We start from the raw sequence: 16,744 nt of genomic DNA on the forward strand, positions 1-16,744 counted from the left end.
ACGCACCTCACAAAAGTGGGATATAACGGACATGACCCCACATGATTGGTGGAAATTCGGCGCTGAGAATCCAGACGCGACTGGCTCGTCCTACGTAGCGTCGTGGGCATGAAACCACTCGTCACCCGCAGCGCGATCGTCGCCTCACTCGGCGGCTTGATCTTTGGCTTTGACACCGCCGTCATCTCCGGAACGACCGACGCGCTCAAGAGCTATTTCTCCCTGACCTCTGCGGAGCTCGGCACAGTCGTGGGCGTCGCCCTGCTGGGCACGATCCTCGGCGCGATGACTGCCGGCCAGCCCGCCGACAAGTACGGCCGCAAGAAGGTCCTGTTCGTCATCGGCATCCTCTACATCCTGGGCGCGCTCGGCTCCGCCTTCGCCCACGACGTCTGGGTGCTGAGCCTGTTTCGCTTCCTGGGCGGCATCGGCGTCGGCGCCGCCAGCGTCTGCGCCCCCATCTACACCGCGGAGATCGCGCCGGCCAAGGTGCGCGGACGCCTCGTCGGGCTGGTGCAGTTCAACATCGTGCTCGGCATCCTGCTGGCCTACCTGTCCAACTGGGTCGTGCGCACCCTGGTGAACGATCCCACCCTCGACTGGCGTTGGATGTTCGGCGTGATGGCCGTCCCGGCCGCGATCTTCCTGGCCCTGCTGTTCACCGTCCCGGAGACTCCCCGCTGGCTGATCTCCCACGGGCGCGAGGTTGAAGGCCGCGAGATCGTCGGCCGTCTCACCATGACCCGCGACGAGGCGGAGCTCCAGATCCGGGAGATCGATGAGGGTCTGGCCGAGGCCGAACGCAACAACGACAAGGACGCCAAGTTCTTCACCAAGGGCAACCGCAAGGTGATCCTGCTGGCCTTCACCATCGCCATGTTCAACCAGATGTCCGGCATCAACGCCATCCTCTACTACGCCCCCACCGTGATGCAGAAGGCCGGCGCCAGCGCCAATGCCGCCTACCTGATGAGCGTGGCCGTCGGTTTCATGAACCTGGTGGCCACCATGACCGCGCTGACCGTGATCGACAAGATGGGCCGCCGCAAGCTGATGCTGGTGGGCTCGATCGGCTACCTGATCAGCCTCGGCTTCCTGGCCGGCGTGATGTTCTACTACGAGAATGCCAAGAACGGCGCCTTCACCAGCACCTCCTCGATCCTCGTCCTGGTCGGTCTGCTGGTCTTCATCGCCGCCCACGCCTTCGGACAGGGCTCGGTGATCTGGGTCTTCATCAGCGAGATCTTTCCCAACCGCATCCGCGGCCGCGGGCAGTCGCTGGGTTCGCTGACCCACTGGGTCTTCGCCTGGCTGACCTCCACGCTCTTCCCGCCGATCATCGATGCCCTGGGTGGTGGCGTGGCATTCTCGGTCTTCCTGGTCTTCATGGTCGCCCAGCTCTTCTGGGTGCTCAAGGTGATGCCCGAGACCAAGGGTGTCCCACTGGAGGAGATGGAAGCCGAGCTCGGACTCGCCCGTGCATGATCTTGGTGCCAATGAGAGGATCACAGCCATGAACAGTGAAGTTCCCAGCAAACCGTCGGTGCTCTGCCTGGGTGAGGCCCTGGTGGACGTCGTGATCCGCGACGGCGTGACCACCGGCGAGCACGTCGGTGGAAGCCCACTCAATGTCGCCTGCGTGATGTCGCGGCTCGGCCACGACGCCACCATCGGCGCCTGGTGGGGCAAGGACGAACGGGGAGCCGCGATCGAGCGGCACGCCGCCGATCATGGGGTGCCCGTGCAGCCTGGCAGCGATGGGGCCGCGAAGACGCCCGTCGCCTTTGCCCACCTGGATGCCGAGGGGCGCGCAACCTACGAGTTCGATCTTGAATGGGCGCTGCCCGACATGACCGATGTCTCGCGCTATGCCCACCTGCACACCGGTTCCATCGCGGCGACGCTGGAGCCCGGTGGCACCCAGGTGGTCGACGCGGTCACGGCGGTCAAGCCCACCGGCACCACCAGCTATGACCCCAATGTCCGCCCGGCCCTGATGGAGGCCCCGGAGAAGGTGCTGGGCCGGATCGAGGAACTCGTTGCCCTGGCCGATGTGGTCAAGGCCTCCGACGAGGACGTCGAATGGCTCTATCCGGGAATTCCCGTGGAGGACATCATGCGCAGGTGGGCCGCCATGGGTCCCGCACTCGTGGTGATCACCCGCGGTCCGTGGGGTGCCTACGCCCTGCTGGGCCACAACCGGGACATGCTGCACGTGGACCAGATGACCGTGAAGCTGGCGGACACCGTCGGCGCCGGTGACTCCTTCATGGGTGGTCTGCTGTCCGGCCTGCTGGATGCGGGGCTGCTCGGCTCCCGGGAGGCTGCCGCTCGGCTGGCCGATGCCGGGTGGAATGAGGTGCAGCCCGCGCTGCACCGCGCGGTGGTCACCTCGGGTCTGACGGTGAGTCGCGCCGGGGCGCACGCGCCGATCCGCGAGGACATCGAGGCCGTCGTCCGCGAGGATCCCAGCCTGGCGAACTGACGCCGAAGGCATCTGGAACCCCTTCTCCGCGCCGCGGGGGAGGGGTTCCTTTCCATCTGGTCAGAAGTTAGCATGGGTCCACCACCACTGGCGAGGGAGCCCCGATGGATGTCGACATGCTGCTGTCCGAACTGACCCTGCAGGAGAAGGCCGCGCTGGTCATCGGCAAGGACTTCTGGCACACCCGCGACGTCGAGCGGCTCGGCCTGCCGTCGATCATGGTCTCCGACGGACCCCACGGGATGCGCACCCAGCTGCACGTCGACGTAGAGACGAATGTGGGGGGCTCCGAGCCCGCCACATGTTTCCCCACGGCGAGCAATGTCCATGCAGGGTGGGATCGGGAGATGGTCCGCCGCGTCGGTGAGGCCATTGCGGAGGAGGCCAGGGCACTGGGTGTCGGCGTCGTGCTCGGCCCCGGCGTCAACATCAAGCGCTCCCCCCTGTGCGGCCGCAACTTCGAGTACATCAGCGAGGATCCCTACCTTGCCGGTGAGATGGGCCTGGCCCTGGTAGAGGGCATCCAGAGCCGCGGCGTCGGAACATCGCTCAAGCACTTCGCCGCCAACAACCAGGAGACCGACCGGATCCGGATGAGCTCGGATGTGGACGAGCGCACCCTGCGTGAGATCTACCTGCCCGCCTTTGAGCGCATCGTGACCGCGGCCCAGCCGTGGACGGTGATGTGCTCCTACAACAAGATCAACGGGGTGTGGGCCAGCCAGAACCACTGGCTGCTGACCGAGGTGCTGCGCGACGAATGGGGCTTCGACGGGCTGGTGGTCAGCGACTGGGGCGCCGTGGCGGACCGGGTCGCCGCGGTGAAGGCCGGTCTCGATCTTGAGATGCCGCCGGCGCTCGACCACTCCGAACTGGCCGTGGTGGCCGCCGTCGAGTCCGGCGAGCTGACCATGGAGGACCTGTACGCCTGCGTCCGCAGGGTGCTGGAGCTGGTGGCCAGGGCCGAGGCCTCGACGGGCTCGGCCATTGGTGGGGCGGGTTCGGTCACCGTCGACTTCGACGCCCATCACGCCCTGGCCCGCGAGGCCGCAGCCCAGGGCATCGTGCTGCTGGAGAATGACGGGGTACTGCCGCTCTCGCCGCAGGCGCGCATCGGGGTGATCGGCGAATTCGCCCGGACCACCCGCTTCCAGGGCGGTGGCTCCTCGCAGGTGAATGCGACCAGGGTCACCAGCGCGCTGGAGGCGCTGTCCAAGACCTACGGCGAGGTGCCCTTCGCGCCCGGCTTCACCCTGGATGGGCCGGACGAGGCCCTGGCCCGGGAGGCCGTCGAACTGGCCCGTCGCGTGCAGGTGCCCATCGTCTGCATCGGCCTGACAGATGCCGAGGAGTCCGAGGGCTTCGACCGTACCCACATGGACCTCGCGCCGCACCAGGTGGACCTGGTCACACAGGTCAGCGCCGTCAATCCCCGGACCGTCGTGGTGCTGAGCAATGGCTCGGTGGTCTCCATGGCCGAGTGGAAGGACGCTCCGGCCGCCATCCTCGAGGCGTGGCTCGGTGGGCAGGCGGTCGGCGGTGCAGTCGCGGACGTGTTGACGGGCAAGGTCAATCCGTCCGGGCGGCTGAACGAGACCATCCCCATGCGTCTGGAGGACAATCCCTCGTACGGGAACTTCCCCTCCCATGAGGGACACGCCCGCTACGGCGAGGGCATCATGGTGGGCTACCGCGGCTACGACGCCCGAAAGCTCGACGTGCTCTACCCCTTCGGGCACGGCCTGTCCTACACCAGCTTCGCCTGGAGTGGCCTGCGGTTGGAGACCGCGGGCTCGGTGGCGGGCGGTGATCTTGCAGCCCGGGTGCGTCTCACGGTGACGAACACCGGAGAGCGGGCCGGCGCCGACGTGGTGCAGGTCTATGTTCGTGACGTGGCCAGCGAGGCCAAGCGGCCGGTGCGCGAGCTGAAGGGCTTCACCAAGGTCTTCCTGGAACCGGGGGAGAGCCGGACGGTGGAGCTTGCGCTGGACCAACGCGCCTTCAGCTTCTGGTCCCAGGTCACGAATGGCTGGGAGGTGGAGGCCGGCGAATTCGTCATCGAGGCCTGCCGCAATGCCCGGGAGGTGGTGCTGGAGCAGTCACTGCAGGTGGAGGCGCCACGGATCGGCCTGCCGCTGTCGATGTCCTCGACGGCGGCCGAGTGGCTGGCCGACGAGCAGCTGATGGAGCGCGTCATCGCCCGCTGGGGCGACGACTCTGGCCGGCCCCCGGGGCTCTTCGGGAACGAGGAGATGATGACCCTGGTGGGCAACTTCCCGATGGATCGGTTGCTCTTCTTCCCGGGAAACCCGTTCAGCTATGCCGAGCTGGAAGAGGTGCTGGGCGAGGTCAGCGCGCAATCACCTGCACCAGCAGGATTTTGATGATCGTTCCCAGGGCGAACAGGGCGCCGTAGGCGCTCTCGATCCGCTCGTCGTTGACCTTGGCATTGGCGAAGGCGAGGATGGCAGGCTGCCCCACGAAGCCCGCGAAGCCACCCGTCGCGCGCTGGGCGGACAGGCCGATCAGCCGTGCCCCGGCCAGCACGATGACGGTGCCCAGGACCAGGCTCGCGCCCGAGACGAAGATGATCTTGGCGCCGGTGAGGGTGAAGGCCTGGGAAAGGAAGGCCGGTCCCGACGCCAGGCCGACGGCCGCCAGGAAGATCATCAGCCCCAGCTGGCGCAACGTCGCATTCACCGCGCCGGGCAGATCCCAGCGGAAGGGGCCGGTGCGGTGCAGTGCGCCGAGCGCCATCCCCACCACCAGCGGCCCCGCCGCAGCACCCAGGGCGAAGCGGATCCCACCCGGCAGGGGCAGGACCACGCTGCCGGCCAGCAGGCCGAGGCTGATCCCCAGGCCCATGGTCAGGGCATCCACCTGGCTGACGTGGCGCTCGGAGTCCCCGAAGAAGTCCACCGCGTCCTCGATCTGGTTGCTCGGCACCACCGCCAGCACCCGATCACCCGGTTGCAGCACCAGGTCATCGCGGGCCAGCATGTCCAGGTCACCACGGCGGACCCTGGTGATCACCCCGTGCAGATCCGTCTGCACATTGAGCTCACCGATGCTGCGTCCCACCAGATGCGGGGAGCTGACCAGGAAGCGGCGGAAGTCCACGTCACGGCGCAGGTGGGTGAGGTCGCCCTGCTGGCTCGCATGGCCAAGGAAGGCGATGGCGTGCTCCACATCGTCCGGGGAGCCGATCACCAGCACCCTGTCGTCGGGCAGCAGCGGCCCCAGGCCACGGGCCACGCGCATGTCGCCGTCGCGTTCCAGGTAGGAGAACTTCACGCTCTGGTCGGTGAAGCCGGGGACCTCGCGCAGCTCGGCCTGACGCTTGACGTGGCAGGTGATGGCCACGATCCCGGCCTCGGCCATGGACCGGTTGTCCCGCTTCCCGGGCCAACGCTGGCCCACCACCAGCGCGACGACCACCATGCCGATCACCACGCCCGTCGGATAGGCCAGGGCATAGCCCACCAGGGTGTCGCTCGAACCGTGGGTCGCGGTGGTGGCTGCGTCGATGGCCGGCGAGGTGAGCACACCGGCATAGGCCCCGGCGACGTGCGCGGGGGACAGACCCAACAGGTCGCCCAGCAGTCGGCCGGCCGCCGCCATCGCCCCCAGCCCGACGATGCCGGCCACCATCAGTGACCACTGGCGCTTGAGGTCGGAGACGAAGGTGGAGCCCGCGGCCAGACCGACGGTGTAGCAGAAGAGCACCACGCCCAGGCTCTTCACCATCCCCAGCCCGTTGCCCAGCCTGGCGTCGAAGGCGCCGATCACCAGGCCCATGAACAGGGCGCCGGCGGCGCCGAAGCGCAGCGGCCCGAACTTGATCTGGCCGAGCAGTGCGCCGGTGGACAGGACCAGCATCAGGGTCAGCAGGGGATTGGCGGCGAGATGGTCGAGCAAGTGGGCTCCAGACATGAGGGGTACAGGGCATTGTTGCGCCGCACGCGGACCGGCGCCACGCGGTCTCAGCTCGCACAGGGCAAGATGGGGCCGTGAACCAGATTCCCGGGCCCGTCGTGCTGGTCGTCGAGGACGACCGGCAGGCCAGTGACCTGCTGGCCGAGATCCTGGGCGAACGGGGAATGCGGGTGGTGCAGGCCTTCACCGGCCCCGACGGCATGCGCCTGGCCCACACGGAACAGCCGGACCTGGTGCTGCTGGACCTGATGCTGCCCTTCAAGAGCGGCGACGAGGTGCTGCGAGCCATCCGGGAACGCAGCCAGGTGCCCGTGATCATCCTCTCGGCCCGGGAGACGACCCGCACCAAGATCGACCTGCTGAACCTGGGCGCCGACGACTACATCACCAAGCCCTTCGACATCGACGAGGTGGTTGCTCGCTGCGAGGCCGCACTGCGCCGCGCGGGGGGCAGCGCCGCGCCCCGCACGTTGCATCGACACGCCGGACTGGAACTCGACGAGGACGCGCTCACCGCGACGGCCGGTGGCGTGGACCTGGCCCTGACTGCGACGGAGTTCGGCCTGCTGACTGCGCTGATCCGGGACCCGCGGATCGTGCACCCGAAGGCGCGCCTCTATGCCGAGGTCTGGGGCGAGGAGTACGGCTACGACGAGCGCACCGTCAATGCCCACATGCACAACCTTCGTCGCAAGATCAAGAATGCCGTTGATCTTGATCCGATCAGGACCGTCTGGGGCATCGGCTACACGCTGCGCGAACAGTAGGCTGACCGGCATGGCCCGACACAAGATCTTCGACATGAGCTATGCCAGCATCCACCCGCACTATGTGGCGAAAGTGGAACGCAAGGGGCGCACCGTCGCGGAACTGCTGCAGGTGATCGATTGGTTGACCGGATATGACGAGGCAGGGCTGCAGGCCGCCATCGACGACGAGCGCAGTCTGGAGGCCTTCTTTGCCCAGGCCCCGGCGATGAATCCGCACGCTGAGTTGATCACCGGCGTGATCTGCGGAATACGCGTCGAGGAGATCGAAGATCCCCTGATGCAGCAGATCCGGTGGATGGACAAGCTCGTCGACGAGCTGGCCCGCGGCAAGAGGATGTCCAGCATCCTGCGCACCCCGAAGGACGTCGGCTGAGGCCTTGGCAAAGTCTTGAGGGGCTTCTTCACCAATTCTTGACACCTGTCCAGCATGCTCGGGGTCATGGACGAGATGGTGGTGCGGACCCAGGGCCTGGCCAAGGCCTATGGCAAGGTCAAGGCCCTGGATGACGTCGGGATCGAGATCCCGCGTGGCGAGATCTATGGCCTGGTGGGGCAGAACGGTGCGGGCAAGACGACGCTGATCCGGCTGCTCACCGGCCTGGCTCGCCCTTCGGCGGGGACGGTGGAGCTCTTCGGAGCAACCGGATCCGCGGTGGTGGCGCAGCGTTCGCGGATCGGCGCGCTGATCGAGGCGCCGGCGCTGAGCCTGGACCTGACGGCCCGGCAGAACCTGGAGGCGCTGCGGGTCCAGCGAGGACTGGCCGGAAAGCACTGGACGGACGAGGCTCTGGAGGTCGTCGGCCTGGCCGACACCGGCAAGAAGCCGGCTGGCAAGTTCAGCCTGGGCATGCGCCAGCGCCTGGGGCTGGCCGTCGCCCTGCTGGGTCGCCCCGAGCTGCTCATCCTGGACGAGCCGGTCAACGGGCTGGACCCCACCTGGATGGCACGGGTCCGGGAGGATATGGTGCGCCGTGCCCATGAGGACGGCACCACCATCCTGATCTCGTCCCACCTGCTGGCCGAGCTGGACCTGTTCGCCACCCGATACGGCTTCATTCACCATGGGCGGCTGGTGCGCCAGCTCACCGCCGGCGAGCTGCACGAGCAGTGCCAGCGCACGCTGCGGATCCGCGTCGACGACGCCCCGCGCGCCGCCACCGTGCTGGAGGAGCAGTTGGGCATCTGCGGCTACCGGGTGACCGATGGCCACACGCTGCAGCTGACCGATCATCTGGATTCCTCCGCCAAGATCAACTCCGCCCTGGTGGGTGCCGGTGTCCAGGTCAGCGCCCTCGACGTGCGTGGCGCCTCGCTGGAGGAGTACTTCACCGACCTCGTCAAGGGCGCCTGACATGTTCGCCAACATGCTTCGTGCCGACGCCTACCGCTTCCTGCGGTCGCGCTTCGCCAGGACCATTGGGGTGGTCTTCTGCCTGATGATCAGCCTGCCTGTTCAACTTCGCCGATCACAGCAGCACGTCCTTCGCCTTCGGTGGCTCGATCGGCGTCGCCCGGGAGGGGGTCGAGCTGATCGACGGCTTCGTCGGCTTCGCCTACACGCACCCGGGGCACCCGCTGTTCTGGGAACTGGTCTACTCCGCCACCTGCTTCACGGCGGCGACGATGTTCGCGATCCCGATCACCGGAATGATGATCACCACGGCCGATGACCAGAACGGGATCACCAAGATCGCCGTGGCCCAGGGCCAGTCGCAGACCCGGCTGTACCTGTCCAAGGCCCTGCTGGCGGTGCTGGTCATGGTTTGCCCGATCCTGGCCGCCGTGGTGCGGGCCCACCCGTCGCGGATTGTCGACTCCCTGCTCGGGCTCAATCCGGTCTGGCACCTGAACCGGGTCTCCCGGGCCTGGGCCCAGACCCAGATCGTCGGGCACACCTGGCTGCTCTTCGCGATGGGGTGCGCGGTGCTGATGGCCGCCAGCCTCGCGTGGCTTCGTCGCCGCGAGCTGAGCTGACTGCAAGACTGACGCCATGACGGGCTGGATCGTGGCCGCGGTGTGCGCGGCAGTGGCGCTCCGGCCGTCCTGGGCGTTCGCGGCCTGCGACGGGAGATCGCGGACATCTCCCATGACCTCAAGACGCCACTGATCGCGGTGCGTGGCTACCTCCAACTGGTCCAGCGGGATGGTGCTGCCGCGGACACCTCCCCGCGACGCCTGCAGACGGTGCTGGAGCGGGTTGATGATCTTGGACGGCTGGTGGACGACTTCTTCGAGCTCAGCGTGCTGGATGCGGGGGGCCGAGATCTGGAACTTGGGGCGGTGGACGCCACCTCGGTGGTGAGCGAGGCCCTGCTGGGCTTCTACGTCGCCTTCGAGGGCAAGGGGATCGAGCCGACGGTGGACCTTCCGCCCGAGCCCCTGATGGTGCATGCCGAGGCCACCGCACTGGGCCGGGTGGCGCGAAACCTCGTCGCCAATGCGCTGGCCCACGGAGGTGGGGACGTGGAGGTCTCGCTGGCGCGCGAGGGGGAGCGGGCCCTGCTCGCGGTGGCCAACCAGGCTCCGGGACTTGCCCAGGACGAGGCCGAAAGGCTCTTCGAACGCTTCTACCGGGCGGATCCGGCCCGGACCGGGGCGCATGCCGGGCTGGGCCTGTCCATCGTGCAGGAGCTGGTGCGCCAGATGGGTGGCCGGGTGCAGGCTCGGGTGGCGCATGGCCGGCTGCGGATCACCGTCGAGCTACCGCTGGCCGTTGGCTGAGCCTCTAGGCTGTCCTCATGCGTGAACTGCAGAAGGTGATCATGGAGGAGATGGGCGTCAAGCCCGCCATCGACCCCGCCGAGGAGGTCGAGCGTCGCGTCCAGTTCCTGTGCGACTACGTGAAGGCGACCGGGACCAAGGGCTTCGTCCTGGGCATCTCCGGCGGCATCGACTCCACCCTGGCCGGCCGGCTGGCCCAGCTGGCCGTCGACCGGCTGCGTGCCGAAGGGGCCGAGGCGGACTTCGTCGCGGTGCGCCTGCCGCACGGGGTGCAGGCCGACGAGGCCGACGCTGCCGCCGCGATGGACTGGGTGGCCGCCAGCACCGAGGTGACCATCAACATCAAGGCCGCCACCGATGGCATGGAGGGCGCCTTCGAAGAGGGCACCGGCATGCAGATCAGCGACTTCAACAAGGGCAATGTGAAGGCCCGGATGCGGATGGTGGCGCAGTACGCCATTGCCGGCGAGCGCAATCTGCTGGTGATCGGCACCGACCACGGCTCGGAGTCCACCACCGGCTTCTTCACCAAGTTCGGCGACGGTGGCGCGGACATCCTGCCGCTGTTCACCCTGGACAAGGGCCAGAACCGCCAGCTGCTGCAGCACCTCGGCGCCCCGGAGCGGCTGTGGGCGAAGGAGCCGACGGCGGACCTGCTGGACGGCAAGCCGCTGCGCAGCGACGAGGACGAGCTGGGCATCAGTTACGACCACATCGACGCCTACCTGCAGGGCCAGGAGATCCCCGACGGGGTGGCCGAGAAGCTGGAGACCAAGTACCTGCGCAGCCGTCACAAGCGCACCACTCCGGTGGAGATCCGTGACACCTGGTGGAGGTGACCGTGGGGTTGCGACGCCACCTTGCCGCGCTCGCCCTGGCCTGGGCCCTGACGGCCTGTGCCCCCGGCGCACCCACCGACACCTCGCCCCCGCCGTCCACCGCCGACGGTCGATCGGCTGCTCCTTCCGCCACGTCCCCCGGCACTCCGGGGCAGGGCGCGCCCGCCGCTTCGGCGGTGGACTGGTCCGATGTGGCCAAGCGCGTCTCGCCGAGCGTGGTGGCCATCTCCGTGCAGGCCCGTCAGGGTTCCTCATCGGGTTCCGGTGTGGTGATCGATGACAAGCACGTCGTGACCAACCACCACGTGATCGAGGCGGCCTCGCAGGGTGGTGGGCAGGTGCTGGTCACGCTGCATGACGAGCGTGTCTTCGCCACCCGTCTGGTGGGCAGTGATGCGGCCAGCGACCTCGCCGTGCTGGAGGTGGTGGATCCACCCAAGGACCTGACCGCCATCGAGACCGGCTCCTCCGATGATCTGGTGGTGGGTGCCCCGGTGATGGCGGTGGGCAATCCGCTGGGTCTCGCGGGGACGGTCACCACCGGAATCGTCAGCGCGCTCAACCGTCCGGTGACGGCCGGTGATGCCTCGCAGGGCAGCGGCGAGCCGGTGGTCACCAATGCCATCCAGACCTCGGCCGCGGTCAACCCGGGCAACTCCGGCGGGGCTCTGGTCAACGCCGACGGGAAGCTGGTGGGGATCAACTCCTCCATCGCCACGCTGGAGCAGGGCAGTGGCAACATCGGCATCAGCTTTGCCATCACGCAGCGCCAGATGCAGTCCGTGGTGGACCAGATCCTGAAGTCCCGCAAGGCCGAGCACCCGTGGCTGGGTGTCCAGGTGCAGGACGCCATCGTGGAGGTGGACGGTTCCCGACGGTGGGCCGCCGGCCTGGGGGTCGTCGGCGCCGACACGCCCGCGCAGAAGGCGGGGCTGAAGGACGGCGACGGCATCACGGCGATCGACGGGGAAGCAGTGGACTCCGCGCTCAGCTTGATTGCGCAGGTGCGGGAACGTCGGGTGGGCAGTACGGCCAAGCTGACGGTCGTGCGCGACGGGAAGCAGCAGCAGCTCGAGGTCTCCCTCGCCGCACGCCCGTCCTGACCCGACGGCCGAGCACTGGAACCGGCGGCCGAGCTTGTCGAGGCCCCGTCAGCCGGCCAGTGGTGTGCGCATCCGCTCCAGCTGTGGCTTGCGCTCCGTGGTGATGCGGGCGGCCAGTGCCTTGGCTGCGGGCTCCGTGCCGTCGGCCATTTCCGTGGCGGCCAGGGCGAGGCCCTGTTCGTGGTGCGCGACCATCGCGGTGAGGAAGGCCTTGTCGAAGGCGGCGCCGTCGAGCGCCGCCAGCTTCTTGGCCGTGCCCGCTTGCTTGACATTGGCACTGCTGTCGACGGACTGGCTGCGGTTCAGCAGCCAGCGCTCCAGCTCCGAACGCTGCGGCCCCTGCTGCAGTTCGATCTCCGCGGCCAGCTGCTTCACCTCGAGGGACGACGCGCGGGAGGGGGCGAGCTTGACCAGGTCCAGCGTCTCCTGGTCGTGCCGGAGCAGGGCGCGAGCGAAGGCGACGTCGGCCTCGTTGTGTGCGGCGGTCGGATCCGCGCTGACCGAGATGTGCGCCGCGGGTCCGGACTCGGTGGGCGTCGCGATCACGGGTGTCGGATTGTCCGTCGGCTCGCCGCTGCAGGCAGTCAGTCCGCTCGCGGCCAGGGCCAGGCCGATCAGCAGGGTGCGACGGGTGGTCATGGGATTCTCCTGGGATTGCGGGCGAAGTCTCCATCCTGCCCGACGGTCTGCCGACCGGGACGGCGGGGGTGCGGACTGATCCCGTTGGGTCTGCGATCCGAGTGGGTTCCAGCGATCTGCGTGTGTTGCAACCCGAGGGGACCGCGGGAACCCGAGCGGCTGTGGGGAACCAGAGCGGATGGGTGGCCGAGGGCCGCGGCATGCGGGGAGCTGGGCGGGAATAGAAGCCCCGGAAACAAGGTTGAGTCTGGTGTACTCAAGTTTGCTTGATCCACCGATGGATCCGGTTCATACTTGAGCCACGGCCACTCAACCCAGAAGGAACCATGGACACCGAGAAGCTCACCACCAGGAGCCGGGACGCACTCTCGGCTGCACTCCGCAATGCCCTGGCCAACGGCAATCCGAATGCCGAGCCGGTGCACCTCCTCCACGCCCTGCTGCTGGTGCCGGACAACACCGTCGCGCCGCTGCTGACCTCCATCGACGTCGACCCCACCACGATCAGCACCGCGGCACAGGCGGCCATCAAGAAGCTGCCCAGCGCGCAGGGCAATTCCGTCAGCCAGCCCCAGCTCTCCGGCGCCCTGGCGCGCGTGCTCGCCGACGCCGAGCTGCGCGCCGACGAACTGGGGGACTCCTATGTCTCCACCGAGCACCTGCTGCTCGCCCTGACCGCCGTCACCAGTGATGCCAGCAAGATCCTGATGGACGCCGGCGCCACCGTCGACAAGCTCACCAAGGCCTTCAATGACAGCCGCGGCGACCGTCGTGTCACCTCCCCCGAGGCCGAGGGCGGCGAGTCGGCCCTGGGCAAGTACTCCGTCGACCTGACCGAGCGCGCGCGCGACGGCAAGCTGGATCCGGTGATCGGCCGGGACCAGGAGATCCGTCGCGTGGTGCAGGTGCTGGCCCGCCGCACCAAGAACAATCCGGTGCTGATCGGTGAGCCCGGCGTCGGCAAGACCGCCGTCGTCGAGGGCCTGGCCCAGCGCGTGGTGGCCGGCGACGTGCCCGACTCCCTGAAGGGTCGCCGCGTCGTCAGCCTGGACCTGAGTTCCATGGTTGCGGGCGCGAAGTACCGCGGCGAGTTCGAGGAGCGGCTGAAGGCCGTGCTGAAGGAGATCCAGGAGTCCGAGGGTCAGATCATCACCTTCATTGACGAGCTGCACACCGTCGTCGGCGCCGGTGCCGGCGGCGAGGGTGCCATGGATGCGGGCAACATGCTCAAGCCCATGCTGGCCCGCGGTGAGCTCCGCATGATCGGCGCCACCACGCTCGACGAGTACCGCGAGCACATCGAGAAGGACCCCGCCCTGGAGCGTCGCTTCCAGCAGGTCTACGTCGGTGAGCCGACGGTGGAGGACACCATCGCGATCCTGCGCGGCCTGCGCGAACGCTACGAGGCGCACCACAAGGTCCGGATCACCGACAGCGCCCTGGTGGCCGCCGCCAGCCTGTCCAACCGCTACATCACCAACCGTCAGCTGCCGGACAAGGCCATCGACCTGATCGACGAGGCCGCCAGCCGGCTGCGGATGGAGATCGACTCCTCTCCGGAGGAGATCGACGTGCTGCGCCGCCAGGTCGACCGGATGAAGATGGAGCAGTTCGCCGTCGAGAAGGAGACCGACGCGGCCTCGAAGGCTCGGCTGGAGCGGCTCAACCAGGAGCTGGCCGACGCCGAGGAGGAGCTGCGTGCCCTCGAGGCCCGCTGGGAGTCCGAGAAGGCCGGGCTGAACCGGGTGGGCGACCTCAAGACGGAGATCGACAAGTTGCGCGGCGAGGCCGAACGCTTCCAGCGCGAGGGTGACCTCGCCAAGGCGGCCGAGATCCAGTACGGCCGGATCCCCGCCCTGGAGAAGGAACTCGAGGAGGCCAGCGCGGCAGAGGCCGAGCAGCAACGCACCTCGATGGTCTCCGAGGAGGTGGCCAGCGCGGACATCGCCGAGGTGGTCAGCGCCTGGACCGGTATCCCCGTCGGCAAGATGCTGCAGGGCGAGAGCGAGAAGCTCCTGCACATGGAGGACCACATCGGCCAGCGGCTGATCGGCCAGAAGCAGGCCGTCACGGCCGTCGCCGACGCCGTGCGGCGCAGCCGTGCGGGGATCAGCGACCCGAACCGGCCCACCGGCAGCTTCCTCTTCCTCGGCCCGACGGGTGTCGGCAAGACGGAGCTCGCCAAGTCCCTGGCCGACTTCCTCTTCGACGACGAGACCGCCATGGTGCGCATCGACATGTCCGAGTACTCGGAGAAGCACTCGGTCAGCCGCCTGGTGGGTGCCCCTCCGGGCTATGTCGGCTACGAGGAGGGCGGCCAGCTCACCGAGGCCGTGCGTCGGCGCCCCTACTCCGTCGTCCTGCTGGACGAGGTGGAGAAGGCGCACCCGGACCTGTTCAACATCCTGCTGCAGGTGCTCGACGACGGGCGCCTGACCGATGGCCAGGGGCGAACGGTCGACTTCCGCAACACCATCCTGATCCTGACCAGCAACCTGGGTAGCCAGTTCCTGGCCGACCAGAACCTGGCCAAGGATGCCAAGCGCGATGCCGTGATGGGCGTGGTGCGCGGTGCCTTCCGTCCGGAATTCCTGAACCGGTTGGACGAGATCGTGATGTTCGATCCGCTGACCCAGGAGGACCTGACGCACATCGTCGAGACCAACCTGTCCAAGATCAACAATCGGCTCGCGGAGCGCCGGATCAAGATCAACGTCACCGACGAGGGCAAGGAATGGCTGGCCAGGGCCGGTTTTGACCCGGTCTACGGCGCCCGGCCGCTGCGCCGCCTGGTGCAGACCACCGTCGAGGACCAGATGGCGCGCAAGCTGCTGGCCGGTCAGATCGCCGACGGCGACGAGGTCACCTTCGACGTCGACGAGAGCGGCGACGGTCTGCGCATCGTCTGAGGTCCGACGGGTGACCTGAAGGGGCGGTGGGGCTTGTGTCTCGCCGCCCCTTCAGGGATACCATGACGTCATGCATAACAACGCCCGCTCGTCGCGCATGCGCCAACTCCTGGCCGGAGCCCTGGCGCTCGGCGTCGTGGGCGGCGGCTTCGCCATCACCTCGCTGGCCAGTGCCGAGGGCGCGGTTCCCGCGGCCCCTGCCCCGGCGGCGACGGCAAGTGCCTCCGCGAGCACGGCTGCCAGCCAGGAGGCCTCCGAGGTCACACCGCCGGCCTCCAGCTCCCCATCGCCCACGCCCAGCAGGCCCACGCCCCCGCCGTGCATCGTGGACGAGTCCGAACTCGCCACCATCTACCCGGGCGCACGGACGGAGAAGTTCGAGATCATGGGCACCGTGCACACGTACTACTACATCAAGGACACCTTGGTGGCGCAGGCCGTCGACGGCAAGGCGCACACGGCCATCTGCCTGATGTCCTGACCCGAGCCGTTCGGTTCGTCTGGATCTAGACTCCTGCCCCATGGCAGAGCGCGTCGTTCCAGACCCACACACCCCCGGCGCCTGGGTGGTGCGCGTCGGCGGTGCCGACCAGTCATGGGTGGACCCGGACGATCCGACGCGGCTGGAGTTCGACTACGTCCAACGGCTCGCCGACCAGATCGACCACCACGCCCCGGCTGGGGAGCGGCTGCGCATCATCCACGTCGGTGGTGCGGCCATGACTCTGGCCCGCTATGTGGCACACACTCGTCCCACCAGCCCGCAGATCGTGCTCGAGCCGGATGCGGAGCTGACGCAGGAGGTTCGGGCGAAGATTCCGCTGCCCCGCAACAGCGGGATCAAGGTGCGTCCCGTGGACGGTGCCGCGGGCATCGCGGCCATGCGCGACGACTTCGCCGACGTGATCGTCGTCGACGCCTTCGCCGGCGCGCGGGTTCCGGGAGAACTGGCCAGCGTCGACTTCTTCGCCCAGTGCCGACGAGTCCTGCACTCCGACGGCCTGCTGCTGGCGAATGTCACCGACACACACCCCTTCGGTTGGACCCGACGCGTGCTGGCGGGGCTCGAGACCTACTTCGGGCATCGGATGCTGGGTGCTGAGAGCTCCACCCTCAAGGGCCGCCGCTTCGGCAATGTCGTGATCGCGGCCAGCAATGTGCCGCTGCCCCTCCAGCGCTTGGAGCGCACCGCCTCCGGGGCCGTCTTTCCCTATCGGCTGGTCCATTCGGAGCACCTCGACCGTCTGGTGGGGGGTGCCCAGCCCTTCCACGGCGTGGGCGAGGACTCTCCCGGCCCTCCGGCGGGCCGCACCTTCTTCGAGTGATCTGCGAGTGAGCCGCG

At 68.2% G+C, this 16,744-nt stretch carries 15 protein-coding genes; 13 read left to right on the plus strand and 2 right to left on the minus strand.

The annotated features are described in order from the left end of the window. The first annotated feature begins 108 nt into the window (after positions 1-108). From EDD41_RS12750 to EDD41_RS12760, 3 genes are all read left to right on the plus strand, one after another. Positions 109-1,485 carry a sugar porter family MFS transporter gene (locus EDD41_RS12750; RefSeq protein WP_123577109.1) on the plus strand — a complete coding sequence of 459 codons (1,377 nt, stop codon included), beginning with the start codon at positions 109-111 and terminating at the stop codon, positions 1,483-1,485. Positions 1,486-1,513: 28 nt separating this feature from the next. Further along, positions 1,514-2,485, plus strand: coding sequence for a carbohydrate kinase family protein (locus EDD41_RS12755; RefSeq protein ID WP_123576167.1), 972 nt, complete (start codon positions 1,514-1,516; stop codon positions 2,483-2,485). A 104-nt stretch (positions 2,486-2,589) separates the two neighbouring features. Then, positions 2,590-4,869, plus strand: a complete 2,280-nt coding sequence (locus EDD41_RS12760) for a glycoside hydrolase family 3 C-terminal domain-containing protein (RefSeq protein WP_123576168.1) — start codon at positions 2,590-2,592, stop codon at positions 4,867-4,869. On the opposite strand, the gene EDD41_RS12765 is transcribed toward EDD41_RS12760, so the two are convergent. After that, a complete protein-coding gene (locus EDD41_RS12765) occupies positions 4,835-6,364 on the minus strand; it encodes an aspartate:alanine exchanger family transporter (RefSeq protein WP_245995755.1) in 1,530 nt (509 codons plus the stop codon). The two genes, EDD41_RS12760 and EDD41_RS12765, sit on opposite strands and share 35 nt — an antisense overlap. Positions 6,365-6,495: 131 nt before the next feature. Between EDD41_RS12765 and EDD41_RS12770 the strand changes: the two genes are divergently transcribed. From EDD41_RS12770 to EDD41_RS12800, 7 genes are all read left to right on the plus strand, one after another. Continuing rightward, on the plus strand, positions 6,496-7,188 hold the full coding sequence (locus EDD41_RS12770; RefSeq protein WP_123576170.1) for a response regulator transcription factor: 693 nt from the start codon (positions 6,496-6,498) through the stop codon (positions 7,186-7,188). 10 nt (positions 7,189-7,198) lie between these two features. Further along, positions 7,199-7,564 carry a DUF2200 domain-containing protein gene (locus EDD41_RS12775; protein WP_123576171.1) on the plus strand — a complete coding sequence of 122 codons (366 nt, stop codon included), beginning with the start codon at positions 7,199-7,201 and terminating at the stop codon, positions 7,562-7,564. A gap of 66 nt (positions 7,565-7,630) precedes the next feature. Continuing rightward, the gene (locus tag EDD41_RS12780) at positions 7,631-8,542 is read left to right on the plus strand and encodes an ABC transporter ATP-binding protein (protein ID WP_123577111.1); all 912 of its coding nucleotides are present in this window, start codon (positions 7,631-7,633) and stop codon (positions 8,540-8,542) included. A gap of 272 nt (positions 8,543-8,814) precedes the next feature. Next, the gene (locus EDD41_RS12785; RefSeq protein ID WP_123576172.1) at positions 8,815-9,165 is read left to right on the plus strand and encodes a hypothetical protein; all 351 of its coding nucleotides are present in this window, start codon (positions 8,815-8,817) and stop codon (positions 9,163-9,165) included. A 42-nt stretch (positions 9,166-9,207) separates the two neighbouring features. Continuing rightward, entirely contained in the window at positions 9,208-9,912 is a 705-nt protein-coding gene (locus EDD41_RS12790; RefSeq protein WP_123576173.1) for a sensor histidine kinase, read from the plus strand. Positions 9,913-9,929: 17 nt separating this feature from the next. Beyond that, positions 9,930-10,751 (plus strand): ammonia-dependent NAD(+) synthetase, encoded by an 822-nt coding sequence (gene nadE / locus EDD41_RS12795; RefSeq protein ID WP_123576174.1) that lies wholly within the window; start codon positions 9,930-9,932, stop codon positions 10,749-10,751. A 2-nt stretch (positions 10,752-10,753) separates the two neighbouring features. Beyond that, complete coding sequence (locus EDD41_RS12800; protein WP_211336661.1) at positions 10,754-11,854, plus strand: S1C family serine protease; 1,101 nt, start codon at positions 10,754-10,756, stop codon at positions 11,852-11,854. A 48-nt stretch (positions 11,855-11,902) separates the two neighbouring features. On the opposite strand, the gene EDD41_RS12805 is transcribed toward EDD41_RS12800, so the two are convergent. Further along, the gene (locus EDD41_RS12805; RefSeq protein WP_123576175.1) at positions 11,903-12,493 is read right to left on the minus strand and encodes a DUF305 domain-containing protein; all 591 of its coding nucleotides are present in this window, start codon (positions 12,491-12,493) and stop codon (positions 11,903-11,905) included. 326 nt (positions 12,494-12,819) lie between these two features. On the opposite strand from EDD41_RS12805, the gene clpB reads away from it, so the two are divergent. From clpB to EDD41_RS12820, 3 genes are all read left to right on the plus strand, one after another. Further along, positions 12,820-15,402: an ATP-dependent chaperone ClpB gene (clpB, locus tag EDD41_RS12810; RefSeq protein ID WP_123576176.1), complete on the plus strand. Its 2,583-nt coding sequence runs from the start codon at positions 12,820-12,822 to the stop codon at positions 15,400-15,402. 70 nt (positions 15,403-15,472) lie between these two features. Continuing rightward, a complete protein-coding gene (locus EDD41_RS12815; protein WP_148060563.1) occupies positions 15,473-15,883 on the plus strand; it encodes a hypothetical protein in 411 nt (136 codons plus the stop codon). A 40-nt stretch (positions 15,884-15,923) separates the two neighbouring features. Further along, the gene (locus EDD41_RS12820) at positions 15,924-16,727 is read left to right on the plus strand and encodes a spermidine synthase (RefSeq protein WP_123576178.1); all 804 of its coding nucleotides are present in this window, start codon (positions 15,924-15,926) and stop codon (positions 16,725-16,727) included. Positions 16,728-16,744: the final 17 nt, after the last annotated feature.

Origin of the sequence: Luteococcus japonicus (assembly GCF_003752415.1) — a bacterium.
Lineage (GTDB): Bacteria > Actinomycetota > Actinomycetes > Propionibacteriales > Propionibacteriaceae > Luteococcus > Luteococcus japonicus.